The sequence below is a fragment of the Leisingera sp. UBA4491 genome (assembly GCF_002388965.1).
Classification (GTDB): Bacteria; Pseudomonadota; Alphaproteobacteria; order Rhodobacterales; family Rhodobacteraceae; genus Leisingera; species Leisingera aquaemixtae.
Map to the genome: position 1 here is coordinate 106,207 of NZ_DGNN01000028.1, position 18,397 is coordinate 124,603.

15 protein-coding genes are annotated in these 18,397 nt (G+C 63.7%); 3 read left to right on the plus strand and 12 right to left on the minus strand.

Annotated elements, in window-relative coordinates; translation table 11 throughout:
* Positions 1–179: 179 nt before the first annotated feature.
* From B2P87_RS16855 to B2P87_RS16875, 5 genes are all read right to left on the minus strand, one after another.
* Complete coding sequence (locus B2P87_RS16855) at positions 180–1,154, minus strand: C45 family autoproteolytic acyltransferase/hydolase (protein WP_244270207.1); 975 nt, start codon at positions 1,152–1,154, stop codon at positions 180–182.
* A gap of 15 nt (positions 1,155–1,169) precedes the next feature.
* On the minus strand, positions 1,170–2,630 hold the full coding sequence (locus tag B2P87_RS16860; RefSeq protein WP_141889436.1) for a biotin carboxylase: 1,461 nt from the start codon (positions 2,628–2,630) through the stop codon (positions 1,170–1,172).
* Positions 2,631–2,645: 15 nt separating this feature from the next.
* Positions 2,646–5,408, minus strand: coding sequence for an ornithine decarboxylase (locus B2P87_RS16865; RefSeq protein WP_058286311.1), 2,763 nt, complete (start codon positions 5,406–5,408; stop codon positions 2,646–2,648).
* A 66-nt stretch (positions 5,409–5,474) separates the two neighbouring features.
* Positions 5,475–6,428 (minus strand): carbon-nitrogen hydrolase family protein, encoded by a 954-nt coding sequence (locus B2P87_RS16870; RefSeq protein WP_141889435.1) that lies wholly within the window; start codon positions 6,426–6,428, stop codon positions 5,475–5,477.
* A gap of 131 nt (positions 6,429–6,559) precedes the next feature.
* Entirely contained in the window at positions 6,560–7,123 is a 564-nt protein-coding gene (locus B2P87_RS16875) for a TetR/AcrR family transcriptional regulator (RefSeq protein ID WP_141889434.1), read from the minus strand.
* Between the two features lie 207 nt (positions 7,124–7,330).
* Here B2P87_RS16875 and B2P87_RS16880 point away from each other — a divergent pair, with 207 nt between their 5' ends.
* Positions 7,331–7,804 (plus strand): DUF1348 family protein, encoded by a 474-nt coding sequence (locus B2P87_RS16880; protein ID WP_141889433.1) that lies wholly within the window; start codon positions 7,331–7,333, stop codon positions 7,802–7,804.
* Positions 7,805–7,867: 63 nt separating this feature from the next.
* Here the strand turns inward: B2P87_RS16880 and B2P87_RS16885 are convergent, their stop codons facing one another.
* From B2P87_RS16885 to B2P87_RS16895, 3 genes are all read right to left on the minus strand, one after another.
* Positions 7,868–8,851 carry a GlxA family transcriptional regulator gene (locus B2P87_RS16885; RefSeq protein WP_167510229.1) on the minus strand — a complete coding sequence of 328 codons (984 nt, stop codon included), beginning with the start codon at positions 8,849–8,851 and terminating at the stop codon, positions 7,868–7,870.
* 22 nt (positions 8,852–8,873) lie between these two features.
* Entirely contained in the window at positions 8,874–11,348 is a 2,475-nt protein-coding gene (locus B2P87_RS16890) for a GcvT family protein (protein WP_208764515.1), read from the minus strand.
* Positions 11,349–11,500: 152 nt separating this feature from the next.
* Positions 11,501–13,021 (minus strand): trimethylamine methyltransferase family protein, encoded by a 1,521-nt coding sequence (locus B2P87_RS16895; RefSeq protein ID WP_141889431.1) that lies wholly within the window; start codon positions 13,019–13,021, stop codon positions 11,501–11,503.
* 94 nt (positions 13,022–13,115) lie between these two features.
* Between B2P87_RS16895 and B2P87_RS16900 the strand changes: the two genes are divergently transcribed.
* Positions 13,116–14,030, plus strand: coding sequence for a LysR substrate-binding domain-containing protein (locus tag B2P87_RS16900; protein WP_141889430.1), 915 nt, complete (start codon positions 13,116–13,118; stop codon positions 14,028–14,030).
* Between the two features lies 1 nt (position 14,031).
* On the opposite strand, the gene B2P87_RS16905 is transcribed toward B2P87_RS16900, so the two are convergent.
* The 4 genes from B2P87_RS16905 to B2P87_RS16920 form a co-directional block, all read right to left on the minus strand.
* Positions 14,032–14,892: a metal ABC transporter permease gene (locus B2P87_RS16905; RefSeq protein ID WP_141889429.1), complete on the minus strand. Its 861-nt coding sequence runs from the start codon at positions 14,890–14,892 to the stop codon at positions 14,032–14,034.
* Positions 14,892–15,770 (minus strand): metal ABC transporter permease, encoded by an 879-nt coding sequence (locus tag B2P87_RS16910; RefSeq protein WP_141892016.1) that lies wholly within the window; start codon positions 15,768–15,770, stop codon positions 14,892–14,894. Before B2P87_RS16910 ends, B2P87_RS16905 begins: the two co-directional genes overlap by 1 nt.
* Positions 15,770–16,687: a manganese/iron ABC transporter ATP-binding protein gene (locus tag B2P87_RS16915; RefSeq protein ID WP_276509274.1), complete on the minus strand. Its 918-nt coding sequence runs from the start codon at positions 16,685–16,687 to the stop codon at positions 15,770–15,772. The genes B2P87_RS16910 and B2P87_RS16915 overlap by 1 nt, the downstream gene beginning before the upstream one ends.
* Before the next feature lie 99 nt (positions 16,688–16,786).
* A complete protein-coding gene (locus tag B2P87_RS16920; RefSeq protein ID WP_058286302.1) occupies positions 16,787–17,689 on the minus strand; it encodes a metal ABC transporter substrate-binding protein in 903 nt (300 codons plus the stop codon).
* A 281-nt stretch (positions 17,690–17,970) separates the two neighbouring features.
* Between B2P87_RS16920 and B2P87_RS16925 the strand changes: the two genes are divergently transcribed.
* Positions 17,971–18,375 carry a hypothetical protein gene (locus B2P87_RS16925; protein ID WP_141889428.1) on the plus strand — a complete coding sequence of 135 codons (405 nt, stop codon included), beginning with the start codon at positions 17,971–17,973 and terminating at the stop codon, positions 18,373–18,375.
* The last annotated feature ends 22 nt before the right edge of the window (positions 18,376–18,397 follow it).

Consider the following 18,397-nt stretch of genomic DNA (forward strand, 5'->3'; position numbering starts at 1 on the left):
GGCTGTATCGGTCGGTTCGATACATGGACAACTCACAGCACACCCGGTCAGTTCCAATTTTCCCGGAACGTGCAGCCTTTTGATGCGGGGATAAGCGGGGGGCCGCCGGCGGCGGGGCAGCTCAGCAGTCTTTCAGACAGGGGATGGTCCGCCACCGGCAGACCGGACCGGCCCGGCGGCTAAAATACCGGCACCTGCACGGCCAAGGTGCGCTCGTCAAACGCCATCAGCGGCATATGCCAGACACTGCCCGGCCAGCGGAGCTCCATCTCAAGCTTGCGGGGCCGGTAGACCGCCGTGTAAAGCGTGCCGAAACCCTCGCTGAAAGCCGAGGAATACAGCGGCGGCTTCAAAAACGCGCCGATGAATTTCTCTTCCGACTCCACATGCAGCGTCAGCCGCTGCAGCAGAAACCGCTCCCGCTCCACGGTCGCGGTAAAGCGGGCATGGCTGTCCCACTCCACTTTCTCCTGGTGGTTGGTGGCGACTGATACATGTTTCAGCACCGCCTTGCGGTCGGGCGCCATGAAGGCGGTCAGGAACTTGCGGTCCCGGTCGACCACGGTGACGTTATAGCTCATATGCGTCGGCAGACGGGACAGCGCCGCGCCGGCCTCCTCTGCGGTTTCGCAGGTCTGCAGCACATAGCGCAGGATCAGCGGCACGCCGAAGCCTTCGCCGACCACCCGGCGGCCGCCGAAGGTCAGCGACACCGCCAGCCCGGCATCGTTGATCCCGTCCACCAGCCCCCACAGGCTGTCGCTGGTGCCCAGCACCGCGCGGCCCAGCCATTCGGTGCGCATCACCACCCCGTCAAAGGCATGCGGGCTGTAGTCGTAATTGCGCACCAGAACCGGCTCCGGCCCGGGCCACAGCGCCTGGGAACAGGCCGACAGATAGGGCGGCGGGCAGTAGAAACTCAGAAACCGCGCCGCATGATCCGCGCCGCCCGCCAGGCCGCACAGCTCCTCATAAAGCGGCAGCAGCTCCGGCATATGCCGCTTCAGCGCGTTGACGCTGTCCAGGTAACCGGGGCGCGCCTCCGGGCCTTCGCGGACCCACCATTTGTGATAGTCGGGCCAGAATTCCCGGAACAGCCCGGCCCACTTGGGACCGGGCTGGGGTTCGTCGATGGCGCGCCAGCGGATGATCATGCCCTCACAGCAGGCCTACATGATCTTGAAGGCAGGATCGGCCACCACCGGCCCTGCCTCCTGCATCGGCAGCGGCCGCGCTTTGACATTGCTCTTGATGGCGTCGATCCAGCGCTTGCCGCGGTCATTCAGCTGGAACCCCGGCGTCATCGACCGGCCGCGGGTCACCAGAATGCCGATGTCGGCGCCTTCATACCGGTAATCGCCCGGCTGCAGGATGCGCAGGAAAAACGCCTCCTGCTCGCTCTCGACCGCACGGCGGTGATAGTCGAAGCGGTCGAACTGGACGGTGCCGTCCTCGGCCATGCGGTAAATGCCGGTCTCCGGCACCTCCGTGGCGATATCGACGGAATCATCCGTGTGCTTGATCACCATCTGCGACCAGCTGTCGATCATCTTGGGATCGGCCCAGCGGTCGTTCAGCTCTGCCACGTCCAGCTTGAACTTCTTCTTCGAGAACTCCAGCAGATGGAACAGGAACAGCGGCGCGTCCGCATGGGCAAAGGCCGCGTGGTTGGTCATCGAGGACGCGCCGGTGATGCGCGGGTTCAATTCACCCAGCCAGATCTCCCCGGTCTTCTTGTCGATCAGGAAATCCAGCTCGAAATAGCCGCGGTAGCCTTCCTTGCGCAGCTGCTCGCCGAACTTGAAGGTCAGCTCGCGCGCCCGTTCGCGGGTCTTGGGCGGAAACGCGGTCGAAAAGATCTCGTTGCCGCACCAGCCGCCGCGGTAGGGGGTCAGCTCCTTGAAGCCGACCAGTTCCGTCATCAGCGGCCCGACGATGGTGCCCTCCCTGGTCGCGCAGGCCTCGATCGCCGAGCCGCGGCAATCGATCCGCTTCATGATCTTGATCTCGCCCTCGCCCACGATCTCATGCTCGTGGCGGCGGAAATCGGCCTCGGAATTGATGAAGAAGGTGGTGTGCCCGCTGTCGCCAAAGGCGGATTGCAGCACCACGTCATGGCCGATGCCCGCCTTTTCGCAGGTCTTCTTCAGATCCTCGTAATCCTTGACCTCCGCCAGCACGTTCGGCACTGAAGGCACCCCCGCCTTATTGCCGATCCGGACCGTTTCGATCTTGTTGTCCATGCTCTGGCGCAGCTTGGCGCTGGGGAACCAGACCTCGCCGCCCAGTTCCTTGGCCAGGCGCTCGGTCTCCTCGTCGAACATCAGGAACACGAACTTGGGCTTGCCGCCCCGCCCTTTGATCCATTCGACCACCTCCTTGTGCTGCAGAAGGTAGTTGTTGATATCCTCGATCGACTGGAATTCGGCGTGCGGCTGCTCGGACGGGCAGAACACGTTGGGATGCTTGCCGCCATAGCAGTCAATGTAACATATGTATTTGAAATTCTTGCACCATTCATCCAGCCCCAGCAGGTTGAAATTGGTTGCCGAGACGAAATACACAGGGTCCTCGTTGCGGTGAAAGTGCCGGCGTATTTCAGAGATATTGTTCAGTGCTGCAGATGGCATGCCTTATTTCTCCCTTCAGAAAATCTTGTGCCGGGCGGCGTTCAGCTTCAGCCGCGCCTGATTGGCCTTGGCCTGCTGTTTCAGGGCCTCCTCGGTGAACACGCGCAGCCCCAGGTCGGCCCGGTAGCCGTGGATTTCGCTGACGTCCAAGGCCCGCATGAAGGCCAGGATTTCCTGGCTTACGACCTGCCCCGGCACCAGGATCGGAAATCCCGGCGGATAGGGGATGATGAAAGAGGCTGAGACCACCTCCTGGCCGCTTTCCATCGCCGCCTTGATCGAGCCGTCCAGCTCCAGATAGTCGCAGTTGTTTTCCTCATAGCTCAGGAAAAACGCCGAGCGAATGTCCCCCTCGGGCGTTTCCGGAGCAGAGCGGAAAGCATCGTGAAAGCGGCTGAAGTCGGGCAGCGGCGGCAGGTCGTGCATCAGGTTGGACACCCGCTTCTCGAAGCCGCGCTTTTCCATCATCGAGGCGTCGTCCAGCAATTCGTCCAGGTCGGTGGCAATTTCCACCAGAACCTCGATCAAATAGGCCACCGAAGACCGCGTGGTGCCGATGTTGGTCATGAACAGCACCGTGTTGCGCGAGGTCTTGTTGATCTGGATCCCGTATTTATCCATCAGGATCTGCGTCTTGAAGGTGTCGCCGTCCCAGCCGGTGCCGCCCACCGCCAGCGTCACCCGGGTCGGATCCAGCACGAACTCGTCATGCACCAGGCTGTCCCAGACATCCGACCAGCCGCGCTCGGGATCGTAATAGCTTTCCAGCCCGCTTTCGCGGTGCTTGCTTGGGATCATGTCGGCGGCGGTGAGGATCCTGAAATACTTGCTCAGCCGCGGATGCGTCATGATCGCCCGCCGCATCGCCATCGCCGCCTCCACCTGACGGTGGACGAATTCGAACCCCTCCAGCTCCACCTGCCGCCGCCCCACGTCCAGCGAGGCAATGATCTGGTAATTCGGCGAGGTCGAGGTATGGGTCATGTAGGCTTCGTGGAAACTCACCTCCACTTCGCCTTTGAAATCCTGGTCATTCACGTGGATCATCGACCCCTGCCGCAACGAGGTCAGCGTCTTGTGGGTGGACTGGGTGGCATAGGTCCGCACCCGCGCGTCCGGCGGCGGCAGCAGCCGGGTGTTCAGCCACTCCTCCTCGCTGGCATCCTTCAGCTGCTTCTGCTGCTCCTCCCAGGCTCTGGCATGGGCGTCGCTGCGCAGCCGCTCGCGCAGCACATTGGCGGCGTTCATCGCGGTCCGCTGCCGGTACAGCGGGCTGAACCGGGCAAAGGCAAACCAGGCCTCGTCCCACAGGAAGATCAGGTCCGGCTTGATCGCCAGGCATTCCTCCATCACCCGCTCGACGTTGTAGACGATGCCGTCAAAGGTGCAGTTGGTCAGCAACAGCATCCGCACCCGGTCCAGCTTGCCCTGCGCCTTGAGGTGCAGCAGCATGTGCTTGACCTCCCGCAGCGGCACCGCGCCGTACATCGAGTATTCATTCAGCGGATAGCTGTCGAGATAGACCACCTGCGCCCCCGCCAGCACCAGCCCGTAATGGTGCGACTTGTGGCAGTCGCGGTCCACCAGCACGATATCGCCGGGCCGCACCAGCGCCTGCACCACGATCTTGTTGCAGGTTGAGGTGCCGTTGGTGGCAAAGAACGTCTGTTTCGACCCGAAGGCGCGGCTGGCCTGTTCCTGCGCCTGCTTGATGGGCCCGTGCGGCTCCAGCAGGCTGTCCAGCCCGCCGGAGGTGGCAGAGGTCTCGGCCAGGAAAATGTTGGAGCCGTAAAACGCCCCCATGTCCTGAATCCAGTGGCTGCGCGAGACCGACTTGCCGCGGCTGATCGGCATCGCGTGAAAGACGCCGGTCGGCTGTTTGGAATACTCCACCAGCGCCGTGAAGAACGGCGTCTTGTAGCGCGCCTGCACCCCCCTCAGGATATTGAGGTGGAGCTCCATGAAATCTTCCTGATTGTAAAAGACCCGGCGGCAGATCCCCAGATCATGGCCTGCGATCTCTTCGACCGAGCGGTCGGTGACCAGATAGGCATCCAGCTCTGGCCGGACATTCGCCACCAGCCGGCACAGCGCCGGGCCATGGTCAAGCGAGCGGACCGCCTCGATGCCCTCGGTGCCGCCGGCCCAGTCCAGGTAGCGGGTCAGCAGCGACATCTCCATCTTCGAGTCGAACTTGAGGCCCGGCCGCACCACGATGGCTTGAATGTTGTAGTTGAACAGGATCCCGATCAGCGCGTCCTGCAGGCTGGGCACCACCACGGTTTCATAGTGGAAAGGATCTTCCGGGCGCCGCATCTTCTTGAAGTTGCTGTGCAGCCAGCGCTCCTGATGCTCGTTGACGTTGTCGACCACCAGCACTTCGAAATAAGGCTTGGCCAAGGCCCGCGCCTCGGGCGGCTGGATGACCTCGTCCTCATGCTCGTCCGCATCCGCCGAGTCGCGATCCAGCGGCACATGCCGCCGCCGGTAGGCGCCAGTGGACAAGGCGCGGCAGATGCGCTGCACCGAAAACGCCACATCAGCGTAATTGCCGTGCTCGAACTGGCGCCGTATCTGCTCAAATGCCTGCACACCGGGAAAGGCCCAATACGTCTCAATCGGGCCCAGTAAATCAAACAGCGCCCGGACATTCGTCACGAGCGCTGCTTCACGTTTCGGTTTTCGGGCACTGGCCAGGGCTTCGGTTACTTCTCTCAGCGTTGTCCACTGATCGTGACGCAGCTGGATCGCCGAGTAATAGTCGCCCATTACTTGCATATGCACCTCCCATCCTGGTTATCGGCGGGAGATCAAAAGGCTCTGGCTATTAAGAAATGAGACTGATCAACCGCCTGCTTTTCTTTCAGCGTAGTGTATCGGATGCAATTCGGCAAACCCGTTTGCGCCGTCGCCCGGTGCGCGGGCATTCAGACCCGCCTGCGAGCCCTGCACCGGAATCTCCAGCGGCCCCAGCGTATGCAGGTAAGCATCCGCCCCGCTGGTGCGGTCGTACACCGGGAAATCCGCCTCCCGGTCGCGGAAGCTTTTCAGCACCTGGCCCAGCCCTTTCAGGCCGACCTCGCGCTGGCGGCGCACCTGGTCAAGATCCAGCTCCAGCGGGAACATGTCCTCATGGCGGCCCGACTGGTGCAGCACCGTGGCCGACGGATCAATGATGCAGGACTGCCCCACGCCCCCGGCGCCCAGCCCGTTCACATCGACGACAAAACACTGGAACTGCGCCGCTGTGGCGCGGGCGATGGACAGTTCGGCATCCCGGTCCGCCGTCCCGGTCAGCACCGGATGCAGCAGCACCTCGACCCCCTGGCTGGTCAGCTGGCGGGTGGTTTCCGGGAACCAGATGTCATAGCAGATCGACAGGCCGAACCGGCCTACGTCGGGAATGTCGAACACGCAGAATTCGGTGCCCGCTTCCACGCCTTGCTCATACGGGCGGAACGGGAACATCTTGCGGTAGACCGCCACCACCTCGCCCTGCGGATTGATCACCGAGGAGGTGTTGTAGATCTTGCCGGTGTCCGTGATCTCGAACATCGACCCGGGCACCACCCAGATCCCGTGTTTCACCGCCGCGGCGCAAAACCGCTCAATCGCCTCATTGTGCAGCGGCTGCGCATATTTGGTCAGCGGCCCGTAGGGCGCCAGTTCGCTGAACACGGCCATCTGCGTCCAGGGAAAGCGCGCCATCAGCACGTCGATCCGGTGTATCATTGCGTCGACATTCGAATGCAGCGCGTCCACGTGCATTTGGATGCCCGCGATGGAAAATGGGGTCATTCGGCCCGTACTCCGTTGGCGTTTCTGTCCGCGATGGTACAGGATTGCCGCAGCAGCCGCCATCCCGCGCAGCGCGGGCTGACGCGCAGACAGGGCAAGTGTTGCGCGCAGGCCGGCAAACCGCCTGACGGCTAGCCGATTGCCTGCTCGATCAGCGCCGCAGCAGCGGCGCGGGCATCCCGGGCCGGGGCGCTGCTGTGGGTCAGGGCGGCCAGCACAATCGCGCCCTCCTTCAGCACCATCAGCTGCCGCGCCAGCGCGTCCGGATCCCTGGCCCCGGCCCCGGCCGCCAGATGCGCGAAATGCGCCTGCAGCACCTGCTTGTGGTCTGCCGACTGCAGGTTGATCGGATCGTCCGGCGACTGATACTCGGCGCTGGCCTTGATAAACATGCAGCCCTGAAACCCGGGCTGTTCGAACCATTCCTGCAGCACGTCAAACAGCGCCTCCAGCTGGCCGCGCGGGGTATCCGCCCGCGCCTCCAGCCGCGTATAAAGCCAGGTGCGGAAATCCTCGTCCCGCAGTTTCAGAACCGCCAGGATCAGCTCCTCCTTGGAGCGGAAGTGCTTGTAGATCGAGGTTTTCGACACCCCGGTCTCCGCCGCCACCAGATCCATGCCGGTGGCGTGAAAGCCGTTCCCATAGAACAGGTCCAAGGCTTTCCGGACCAGCTCGCCACGTTTGTTCGGCCTCATTGCACCTCCAGCGGGGCTGTTTCTGCACCGATCAGTTAATATTATTTTTATAACAAACGTAAAGCTAACCAACGAAAAGAAAATAACTTTCCTCAGGAACTGGAACGGCTCACGCATCTGTGCGGACAGAAGCCTGTCTTTGGCCTTGAATCCCTTTACCGATCTGTTCACTTTGCCCCTCACAACTTAACAGATCGGTAAACAAACATGACAGAAGCTCCCCGCCCCCCGCTGCCGCCCTTCACCCGCGACACTGCCATCGCCAAGGTCCGCGCCGCCGAAGATGCCTGGAACAGCCGCAACCCCGAGGCCGTTTCGCTGGCCTATACCCTGGACACCAACTGGCGCAACCGCGCCGACTTCCCGCAAGGGCGCGCGGCGGTGCAGGACTTCCTCGCCGCCAAATGGGAGCGCGAGCATGAGTACCGGCTGATCAAGGAGCTGTGGGCCTTCACCGCAAACCGCATCGCCGTGCGCTTTGCCTATGAGTGGCGCGATGCCACCGGCCAGTGGTACCGCTCCTACGGCAACGAAAACTGGGAGTTTGCCGAGGATGGCCGCATGGCGCACCGGTTCGCCTCGATCAACGACCTGAAGATCACCGGGGACGCGCGCCTGTTCCACTGGCCGCAGGGCCCGCGCCCGGCAGACCACCCCGACCTCAGCGGCCTCGGTCTCTGACAGCCCCCTGCGCAGACCCTTGGCCGGGCAGCCCTTCCGCCCGGCCGCCTGCCGCAGATCCGCCTAGAACGGCCGCTCCTGATGCGGCGGCTTGCCGGAATAGCGGCGGTAGACCTTGGCGAAATGGGTCTGGCTGTTGAACCCCGACGCCAGCGCGATGTCGATGATCCGCATATTGGTCTGCAGCAGCAGGCTGCGCGCGTAGTCCAGCCGCAGCCGGGTGTAATAGACCTTGGGCGTGGTCTGCAGATACTTGGAGAACAGCCGCTCCAGCTGGCGCACCGACAGGCCAACCAGACCGGCGATGCGTCCCGGGGTCAGCGGCTCCTCCAGATTGCCGCGCATCAGGCTCAGGGCCGCGGCCAGTTTTTCATGCCGCACGCCCGCCCGCCCGAACTCGGACACCGTCTGGTCCTGACTGCCCTTGCGCGCGGCGGAACAGACCATCAGATCCGCCGCCGCCGTCGCCACATCGCCGCCGTGACGGTCCGCAATCAGGTCCAGCATCATGTCCGCCGTGGCCGTGCCGCCGGCGCAGGTGATCAGCTTGCCCTCCACGGTGAACAGCGAGGTCCGGACCTCCACATCCGGGTGCATTTCGGCCAGCGTGGCGCGCTGCGCCCAATGGGCGGACGCCTGGCGCCCCGACAGCAGGCCCGCCCGCGCCAGCGCCATGACACCGCCGCCCAGGGCCGCCATCACCAGCCCCATGCGCTGCGCCTTGCGCAGCCAGCCCAGCACCTTCAGCGGGATGCCCGGCTCCACGCCCTGGCCGCCGCAGACAAACACCATGTCGCCCCGCGCCAGCTCCGGCAGGCCGCCGTCCACCGCCACCCTCAGCCCGTTGGGCGCAGTGACCGCCAGCCCGTCCCCGCTGACCACGCGCCAGGCATAGCGCGCGGTCCCGCCGTAACTGTTCGCCGCCTCCAGCGCTGCCACCGCGCTGGACAGGTCCAGCGGCGAGAAGGTCGGCAGCAGCAGGAAGATGCAGCGGCAGGCCGGCACGGCCCCGACCGCCTCAGAGACCGTCCGCATGGGGTGGCTCATGGTCTCCGCCCCCCTGCCCGGCTCACGCGCGCATCTTGGCGCCGCCCGCGTCATAGACCGGCGCGCCCAGCACTTCGGCGTCATACATCTCGCCCAGGATCTCCACCTGCAGCCTGGTGCCGGCCGCCGCGTGCTGAGCCGAGACATACCCCATCGCCATCGACGCCTGAGCGTGATGCGCATAGCCGCCGGAGGAGATGTAGCCCACCGCCGCGCCATCCTTCAGGATCGCCTCGTCGCCGGACACATCAATGCCATCCACACCGATGGTCATGGTGACCAGCTTGCGGCTCGCACCGGCCTCGCGGGCCTTCAGCGCAGCCGCCTTGCCCACGAAATCCTTCTTCCAGTTGATGAAGGCATCCATGCCACTTTCCACCGCATCGAAATCCGGGCGGAAGTCCTGCGTCCACACGCCCCAGCCCTTCTCCAGCCGCATCGACATCAGCGCCCGCGCCCCGTACCAGCGGTAGCCCAGACCGGTGCCCGCTTCCTCCACCGCTTCCGCCAAGCGCAGCAGGTACTGCGGCTTGCAGTAGATCTCATAGCCCAGCTCGCCGGAGAAACTGATCCGGTTCAGGATCACCGGCACGCCGCCCACGAAAGTCTGGCGCAGGTCGCGGAACTTGAACGCCTCGGCAGAGACATCCTCACGGGTGATCCGCTGCAGCAGCTCCCGCGATTTCGGACCCGACAGCGCGATGCCGTGCCAGTCGTCGGAGACATTCTGATAGGACACATCTTCCGGCAGATCCTTCTCAAACCAGCGGCGGTGCGCCTCCTGCATCGCGCCGGAGCCGAACAGCATGAAATGCTCTTCGCCCAGGCAGGCCACGGTTAGATCGCCATACAGCTTGCCCTTAGGCGTCAGCATCGGCGTCAGCGCCAGGCGGCCCGGTTTCGGCACATACCCCGCCAGCACCCGGTCCAGATAGGCCCGCGCGCCCGCGCCCTTGAATTCATGCTTGGCAAAGTTTGCAATCTCGATGCCGCCCACAGCCTCGCGCACGGCTTTGACCTCACGCGCCACATACTCATGCGAACGGTTGCGCTCGAATGTCGGCTCCTCATGCGCATCTTCCGGCCCGTCGGCAAACCACAGCGCGTTCTCCAGGCCAAACCCCTGCCCCATCCGCGCGCCCTTGGCGACCAGCCGGTCATACAGAGCAGTCGTCTTCTGCATCCGCCCCTTCGGCAGCGTCTCGTTCGGGAAGGTCATCACGAAGCGCCGCTCGTAGTTCTCGGTCGATTTCACGGTGCCCCAGTCGGGGGTTGCGAACTCGCCGAACCGCGCCACATCCATCGCCCAGACGTCGATGGACGGCTCGCCGTCGATCATCCACTCCGCCATGGTCAGACCCACGCCGCCGCCCTGGCAGAAGCCCGCCATCACGCCCACCGCGCACCAGTAGTTCTTCATGCCCGGCACCGGGCCGATCATCGGGTTGCCGTCAGGTCCGAATGTGAAGGGTCCGTTGATCATGTCCTTGATACCCGCCTCGCCAATCGCGGGAATGCGCTCAAACGACATCTCCAGACGGTCGGCAATGCGGTCCAGATCCGGCTGCAGCAGCTCATGCCCGAAGTCCCACGGCGTGCCGCCAACCTTCCAGGGCGTACCCTTCGGCTCATACGTGCCCAAGAGCATCCCCTGGCGTTCCTGCCGGAAGTAGATGTTCGCCTCATAGTCGATCCCGGCCGGCAGGCGGGTCGGGTGGTTTGCCACCGCGTCGATCTTGTCGGTGATCAGGTAATGATGCTCCATCGGCTGCACCGGCAGGTTGATGCCCTGCATGTGGCCGACTTCCCGCGCCCACAGCCCGCCGCAGTTGACGATATGCTCCGCATTGATCACCCCGCGCGGGGTGGTCACATCCCAGCTGCCGTCGGCGCGCTGGTTGGTCGCAGTCACCGGTGTGTGAGTGAAATACTGCGCACCGTGCACCTTGGCCGATTTGGCAAAGGCATAGGTCGCGCCTGAGGGGTCCAGATCACCGTCCTGATCATCCCACAGCGCTGCGAGGTAGTGTTTCGGATCAATCAGCGGGTGACGCTCTGCCACTTCCTTGGGGCTGATGAATTCCTGGTTCAGACCCATGTAACGCGCCTTTGAACGCTCCCGCTTCAGGTAGTCGTACCAGGTTTTGTTCGACGCCAGATAAAACCCGCCGGTGATGTGCAAGCCCACAGAATGGCCCGAGGTCTCCTCGATCTCCTTGTACAGATCAATGGTGTAGGATTGCAGGCGCGAGATGTTCGGGTCCGAGCTGATGGTATGGATCTGCCCCGCTGCATGCCAGGAGGAGCCGGAGGTCAGCTCGTCACGTTCCAGCAGCACCACGTCCTTCCACCCGAACTTGGCCAGGTGAAACAGGATCGAGCAGCCAACCACACCGCCGCCGATGATCACCGCCTTGGCGTGGCTCGGCAGCTTCTTGTCGCCGGTGCTCTCCTCCTTGTGGATGTTGAGCGTCGATTGGGCAAAATTGTCTGACATGGATTTGTCCTCAGGTCCGGGGCAAAGCGCGGGCATTGCGGCAAATGGCACCCAGGGGGTGCACAGGGGGTGTACGGGGGGTGCACAGGGGGTGCCGGGGCAATCCGGCCCGTCCTGCATAAGCTGGAGAAATGGGTGAAGAATTCCTTACCTCAGTACCACGCATCCGGGATCTCCTCTTTGCGGCGGGCGACATAGGCGGCCAGTTCCTCCTTGACCGACGCATCCATCGGCGGAGCCTGATACTCGTTCAGCATCTGGTTCCAGCGCTCATAGGCGCGCTGGCGCATGTCCTTGCAGCCGCCCTCTTCCCAGCTTTCGACATTCTCGCTGTCGCTGAGCTTCGGCTCATAGAAGGCCGTCTGGTAGTTGCGCATGGTGTGGCCGGACCCCAGGAAATGCCCGCCCGGCGCCACCTCGGCGTAGGCATCGCGCGCCATAGCCTCGTCGCTGGTGTCCAGCCCCTGGCTCAGCACCTTCTGGTATGACCCCAGCCGGTCTGCATCCATAATCAGCTTTTCAAAACCAGTGCACAGCCCGCCCTCCAGCCAGCCCGCCGAATGCAGCACATAATTGGCGCCGGCCAGCATGGTGGAATGCATCGAGTCTGCACTCTCATAAGCCGCCTGCGCGTCCTCGATCTTGGAGGCCGTCAGCGACCCGCCGCAGCGCAACGGCAGCCCGGCGCGGCGGGCCAGCTGGCCGATGGCGTAGTTCGACACCACCGGCTCCGGCATCCCAAATGTCGGCGCGCCGGATTTCAGCGACATCGACGACAGGAAGTTGCCCAGCACAAACGGCGCGCCGGGCCGGACGATCTGGGTAAAGGCGCAGACCATCATCGCCTCTGCCATCGCCTGCGCGACTGAGGCGGCGGTGGAGACCGGCCCCATCGCGCCCGTAAGGATAAACGGCACAACGATAATTCCCTGCCCGCGGGCGCAATAGGTGCGCACCGCCTCGGTCACCACCTTGTCTACCAAAAGCGGCGAATTGGTGTTCACATTGCCCATGATCACGCAGTTCTCGTCCATGACCTCGCGCCCAAAGACGATCTCCGCCATGTCGACGCTGTCCTGCGCCCGGGACATCTCCGTGATGGCGCCCAGATGCGGTTTGTCGCTCAGCGTCATATGGGAAAACAGCATGTCGAAGTGGCGTTTGCTCACCGGCACGTCGCAAGGTTCACAGATCACGAACCCGCCGTGATGCAGGTTCGGATGCATATAGGTGAGCTTCACCAGCTTCTCAAAAGCCGCCATGTCGCCATAGCGCCGCCCACCCTCCAGATCGCGCACGAACGGCGCGCCATAGATCGGCGCAAACACCTGATTGGTGCCGCCGATAGTGACGGACCGCGCCGGATTGCGGGCCAGCTGGGTGAACTGCCGCGGCGCCTTGGCGCATAAGCTGCGGATCCACTGCGCATCCGCGCGGATCGTGTCGCCGTCGATCCTGGCGCCTGCTTCTCTCCAGATCCTGAGCGCCTCCGGGTCGTCGCGGAAGGCAATGCCGACCTCCTCGAAGATCCAGTCCACCTGGGCTTCCAGCCGGACCAGCTTCTCCTCGTCCAGCACGTCAAAGAACGGCAGGCTCCGCCGGATAAAGGGCGATGCCGGAGCGCCCGCGGGGGCGGTGTTTCTGTCGCGGGATGCGCGGGCGCGTCGGGCCATGGGGGTCTCCAGTCGTCAAAAGCTGCGTAACGATACGGTCCGCGGCCTGCGTTGTGACGGTTGAAAAATCTGATGATTTGGATAATTCAGAGTTATGCAAGATCTGTGGAAACTCCTCACCAGCCCCCGCCACCTGATCGTGTTTGAAGCCGCCGCACGGCACGCTTCCTTCACCCGCGCGGCTGAGGAACTGAACGTCCAGCAGCCGGCCGTCAGCGCCGCGATCAAGCAGATGGAAGCATCGTTGGGCGTTATTTTGTTCCGCCGCGGCCACCGCAAGGTGGAGCTGACCGGCGCAGGCATGCGGCTTTACACCGATGTGTCCAAGGCGCTGGAGGACATCCTCTCCTCCGCCAAGGCGGTGCGGCAGTTCGGGCGCAATGACCACGTAACGCTCAACTGCTCCTCCGCTTTTGCATATTACTGGGTGATGCCAAGACTGACCCGGCTGCATGAGGCGCACCCCGACATCGACCTGCGCCTGCAAAGCTCAGACCGGGAGCCGGACATCAATACCGAAGGCATCTCATTGGCGGTGCGCCGCGGCAACGGCACCTGGCCGGACTGCCATTCCGCCCTGATCGCGCCGGAGGTGATCTTTCCCGTCGCCAGTCCGCGGGTGATGGCCGCCGCGGTCAACCTGGCGACGGTGCCGAACCTGCTGCACGAACGGCTGATCCATCTGGAGGAACCGGTCCGCGAGCGGCCCAGATGGCAGCAATGGTTTGAGCACTTCGGCGTCACCGGCCGCCCGCCCGCCGCGGGCATGCGCCTCAACGACTATGCGCTGGTTCTGCAGGCCGCGATTGCGGGCGAGGGCTTTGCCTTCGGCTGGCAGCATGTGACCGAGCCGCTGATCAAACAGGGGCTGCTGGCCGCCCGCAAGGACTGGTCCTGGACCACCGGCGCGGGGTTCTATCTGGTCTGGACCAAGACCCAGGATCTGGTCCCGAACGCCGAACTGGTACGGCAGTGGCTGCTGGAGATGGCAAAGCCCGGGCCCGCGTAATTCACGCGGGGCCGGCGGTTTCCTTGGCGCGCTGCATTGATGTCTTGCGGGTCAGGTACAGCCGCCGCGCAAAGGCCAGCACAAACAGAATGGTCAGGATCAGCACGATGGTCGGCGCCGGCGCGCTGTCGAGGAAGAAGCTGGCATAGGTGCCCGCCAGCATCGAGAACATGCAGACCAGCACCGAGACCCACAGCATGGTGCTGAACTTGCGCACCACCAGGAAGGCAATCGCCCCCGGCGCGATCAGCAGCCCGATCGCCAGGATCAGCCCCGCCGCCGACAGCGTCGCCACGATGGTCAGCGACAAGGCCGCCAGCAGCCCGTAATGCAGCACCGTCACCGGCAGGCCGCAGGCCTGCGCCTGCGCCGGGTCGAAACTGTGCAGCAGCAGGTCCTTCCACTTCAGCACCAGCGCAGCCCCCACCGCCAGCGAGATGATGCCCGCCGTCCACAGCTCATCCCGCTCCACCCCCAGCATATTGCCGAACAGGATGTGATCCAGATGGGCGTTGGTCTCCAGCCCCACGTACATCACGATGCCAAGCCCGAACATGCCGGAGAACACCACCCCCATCACCGTGTCCTGCTTGACCCGGCTGTTGCCGGACAAGAACCCGGTTGCCACCGCGCACAGCATACCGGCGGCAAAGGCGCCGATGATCAGCGGGAAGCCCAGCACATAGGCCAGCACGATCCCCGGCAGCACGGCGTGGCTGACCGCATCCCCCATCAGCGCCCAGCCCTTCATCACCAGAAAGCACGACAGCAGCGCGGTGGGCACCGACACGATCAGGGAGATCAGAAAGGCGTTCTGCATGAACGCGAACTGAAATGGCATCAGCAGTGTATCAAGATCCATCACACGGCCCTCTGTTGGGCGGCGGGGCCGCGCTTCAGCGCCTCGCGCGCCTTGCGCTTGGCCGCCAGCAGCCCGTGTTTCGGGGCAAAGACAAACACGATCAGGAAGATCAGGGTCTGCAGCGTCACGATGATGCCGCCGGTGGCACCATCCAGGAAATAACTGGCATAGGCCCCGAAGAAACTGGTGGCCGCGCCGATGAATACGGAAACCATGATCAGCCGCGGAAAGCGGTCGCACAGCAGATAGGCGGTCGCCCCCGGCGTCACCACCATGGCAATCACCAGAAACGCCCCCACCGTCTGCATCGCCGCCACGACAGAGGCCGACAGCAGCACAAAGAACACCGCCTTCAGCAATCCGGGACGCAGCCCGATGGTGCGGGCGTGGTTTTCATCAAAGAAAGTGACCATCAGGTCCTTCCACTTGGCCAGCAGCACCGCCAGCGACACAAAGCCGATGATCGCCAGCTGAGCCGTGTCCTCCGGCGTGATCGCCAGGATATTGCCCATGGTGATGGTCTGCACCGAGACCGACATCGGGCTGATCGACACGATAAAAAGGCCAAGCCCGAAGAAGGACGTGAAGATCAGTCCAATGATCACATCGACCTTCAATCCGGACCGTTCCGACAGGAACAGCATCGCCCCCGCCGCCAGCCCGCCGGCGATAAAGGCGCCCAGCGCGAACGGCAGGCCCAGGATATAGGCCCCCGCCACCCCCGGCACCACCGAATGCGAGAGCGCATCGCCGATCAGCGACCAGCCCTTGAGCATCAGATAAGACGACAGGAAGGCACAGACGCCGCCAACCAGCGCCGAGACCCACATCGCATTGGTCATATAGCCGTAGGTGAACGGCTCCAGCAGATAGTCCATCATTGCTGGCTCCCGTCCTCGCGCTTGCTGTCGCTCGTCTGGGTCTTTTCGCCGTACTGGACAAAGGGGCGCTCGTCATCGGTCAGGATGGTGACCTCGCGGGTGTCGCCGTCGTCGTGCAGCGCCTGGCCGCCCAGGGTGAAATGGCGCAGCACGCCGCCAAAGGCGTGTTCCAGGTTCTCGCGGGTAAAGGTGGTCTCGGTCGGGCCGGACCCCAGCACCGTGCCCTTGACCAGCACCGTGCGGTCGCAGAATTCCGGCACGCTGCCCAGGTTATGGGTGGAAACCAGCATCACCCGGCCCTCGTCGCGCAGCTCGCGCAGCAGGGCGATGATTTGCTCCTCGGTCTTCACGTCCACGCCGGTAAAGGGCTCGTCCAGCAGGATCACCTGCCCGTCCTGCGCCAGGGCGCGGGCCAGGAACACCCGCTTGCGCTGGCCGCCGGACAGCTCCCCGATCTGGCGGTGGCGGAAATCCTGCATGTTCACCCGGCGCAGCGCCTGATCGACGGCCTCATGATCGGCCGCCTTGGGCCGGCGCAAAAACCCCATGTGGCCGTAGCGGCCCATCATCACCACGTCTTCGACCAGCACCGGAAAGGCCCAATCGACCTCCTCCGACTGCGGCACATAGGCGACCAGGTTCTTGCGCAGCGCGTCCTTCACGGACATGCCAAGGATGCGGATTTCGCCCTGCGCGGCCGGGACAAAGCCCATGATCGCCTTGAACAGCGTCGATTTGCCCGCGCCATTGACCCCGACCAGCGCAGTCACGGTGCCGCGGGGAATGTCAAAGCTGGCGTTCCACAGCGCTGTATGGCCGTTGCGGTAGGTCACCGTGACGTTCTTGGCGGCAATCCCGCCCTCCGCGGCTGCGGCGCTGGTGTTCATGATGTGGGTCTCGCTGGCATCAAGCATGGGCTGTCCTGCAGAGTTACACACAGAAATTGTGCTTTGTGAAATGAAACGCCCCGCAACTTGCGCTGCGGGGCTCTTTGGATATGCGAAAATGCGGTCTTAATTGGTCACTTCGGTCAAACCGCGGGCCACGGTCTGAGAGGTGACCTTGAGCAGGTCCAGATAAGTCGGCACCGGGCCGTCCGCCTCGCTGAGGGAGTCGACATAGAGCTCCCCGCCATAGGCCACGCCGGTTTCCCGCGCCACCTGCTCTGCCGGGGCGGTGTTCACGGTGCTTTCGCAGAACACCACCGGGATGTCGTTGGCGCGCACGCCATCAATCACCGAACGCACCTGCTGCGGCGTGCCGACCTGATCGGCGTTCATCGGCCACAGGTACAGCTCCTTCATGCCGAAATCGCGCGCCAGATAGCTGAAGGCGCCTTCGCAGGTCACCAGCCAGCGCTTGTCCTCGGGGATCTCCGCGATGGCACGGCGCAGCGGCTCGATGGTGGCGCGCAGCCTGTCCTTGTATTCGCCCGCGTTCTTGACATAGACCGCGGCGTTTTCCGGGTCGTGCTCGGCAAAGGCTTCGACGATGTTGTCGATATAGATCAGCGCGTTATCCAGACCCATCCAGGCGTGCGGGTTGGGCTTGCCCTCGTAAGAGCCGGCCGCGATCGGGATCGGGTCGATGCCATCGGTCAGGGTCACCGACGGCACGTCCTTCAGGTTCGACAGGAACTGTTCAAACCACAGCTCCAGGTTCATGCCGTTCCACAGGATCAGGTCGGCATCGGACGCCCGCACGATGTCGCGCGGCGTCGGCTCATAGCCGTGGATCTCTGCGCCCGGCTTGGTGACCGAGACGACTTCTGCGGCATCGCCTGCCACATTGGCCGCCATATCGGCCAGCACGGTGAAAGTGGTGACCACCTTCATCTTGTCTTCGGCCATGGCAGCGCTGGCGGCAGCGGCCGCAATCGCGGCGGCGGAAACCGTCTTGAGCAGGTTCGAAAGCATTCGATTCTCCGTTCTTGAAGATGTCTTTGCAGCATCGTTATTGCAAATCATTCGCAACTGTCAATGAAATTGAGAATGATTTGCAAAAACAGGCCGCGGCCCCGGGCAAGACGCGCGTTCGTGCAGGCCCGCTTAGCAAAGGGTTAACGCCGGTTAACGCCGTCTAAATATTGCCCGGATCCCGGCCGTCATTTCGCCCGAATCCGCCGCTAGACCTGACAGGGCAGCCAGAACGGCGCGGGACTGAACCTGATCCTTCAACCGTCTGAGCGAGCAATTCCATGATCTCACCTGGGACCCTTTCCGGCTGTTCTGCCGCCATCTGGCTGCTGGTCACCGGCTCCGCCGCGCTTGGCAGCCCGGTGCAGAGCATTGAGCTGCACTGCGGCAAAGCCCTGCAGCAGCCGCTGTGCGACGCCTTGGCCGGCGCGTTGAGCGAAAGGTTTCCCGGCGCGGCGGTGTCCGCTGCGGACGGTCAGACCGGCCCCGCCGATCTGACCCTGCGCTATGTCGGGCACTCCCAGACCGCCGACTGGATTTCAGGATACCTGGAGTGGCAGCACCGCGATGGCCGGTCCGGCCAGGGCCCGGCCATCGAACAGTCGGTCATGGACGGTCATCTGACTGCGGACAGCATTGCGGACTTTGCCGGCCACCTGGTCGGGCAAACCGAATTTCCCCTTTAAACCAAAGAGCTAGTTTGGAGCA

Coding starts and splice junctions, on each gene's coding strand:
- B2P87_RS16885 (WP_167510229.1), bottom strand. CDS start 8,851: ATGAGCCACCCCATGCGGACGGTCTCTGAGGCGGTCGGGGCCGTGCCG.
- B2P87_RS16880 (WP_141889433.1), top strand. CDS start 7,331: ATGACAGAAGCTCCCCGCCCCCCGCTGCCGCCCTTCACCCGCGACACT.
- B2P87_RS16855 (WP_244270207.1), bottom strand. CDS start 1,154: ATGATCATCCGCTGGCGCGCCATCGACGAACCCCAGCCCGGTCCCAAG.
- B2P87_RS16870 (WP_141889435.1), bottom strand. CDS start 6,428: ATGACCCCATTTTCCATCGCGGGCATCCAAATGCACGTGGACGCGCTG.
- B2P87_RS16905 (WP_141889429.1), bottom strand. CDS start 14,892: ATGGATCTTGATACACTGCTGATGCCATTTCAGTTCGCGTTCATGCAG.
- B2P87_RS16920 (WP_058286302.1), bottom strand. CDS start 17,689: ATGCTTTCGAACCTGCTCAAGACGGTTTCCGCCGCCGCGATTGCGGCC.
- B2P87_RS16875 (WP_141889434.1), bottom strand. CDS start 7,123: ATGAGGCCGAACAAACGTGGCGAGCTGGTCCGGAAAGCCTTGGACCTG.
- B2P87_RS16910 (WP_141892016.1), bottom strand. CDS start 15,770: ATGGACTATCTGCTGGAGCCGTTCACCTACGGCTATATGACCAATGCG.
- B2P87_RS16860 (WP_141889436.1), bottom strand. CDS start 2,630: ATGCCATCTGCAGCACTGAACAATATCTCTGAAATACGCCGGCACTTT.
- B2P87_RS16900 (WP_141889430.1), top strand. CDS start 13,116: ATGCAAGATCTGTGGAAACTCCTCACCAGCCCCCGCCACCTGATCGTG.
- B2P87_RS16865 (WP_058286311.1), bottom strand. CDS start 5,408: ATGCAAGTAATGGGCGACTATTACTCGGCGATCCAGCTGCGTCACGAT.
- B2P87_RS16925 (WP_141889428.1), top strand. CDS start 17,971: ATGATCTCACCTGGGACCCTTTCCGGCTGTTCTGCCGCCATCTGGCTG.
- B2P87_RS16915 (WP_276509274.1), bottom strand. CDS start 16,687: ATGCTTGATGCCAGCGAGACCCACATCATGAACACCAGCGCCGCAGCC.
- B2P87_RS16895 (WP_141889431.1), bottom strand. CDS start 13,021: ATGGCCCGACGCGCCCGCGCATCCCGCGACAGAAACACCGCCCCCGCG.
- B2P87_RS16890 (WP_208764515.1), bottom strand. CDS start 11,348: ATGTCAGACAATTTTGCCCAATCGACGCTCAACATCCACAAGGAGGAG.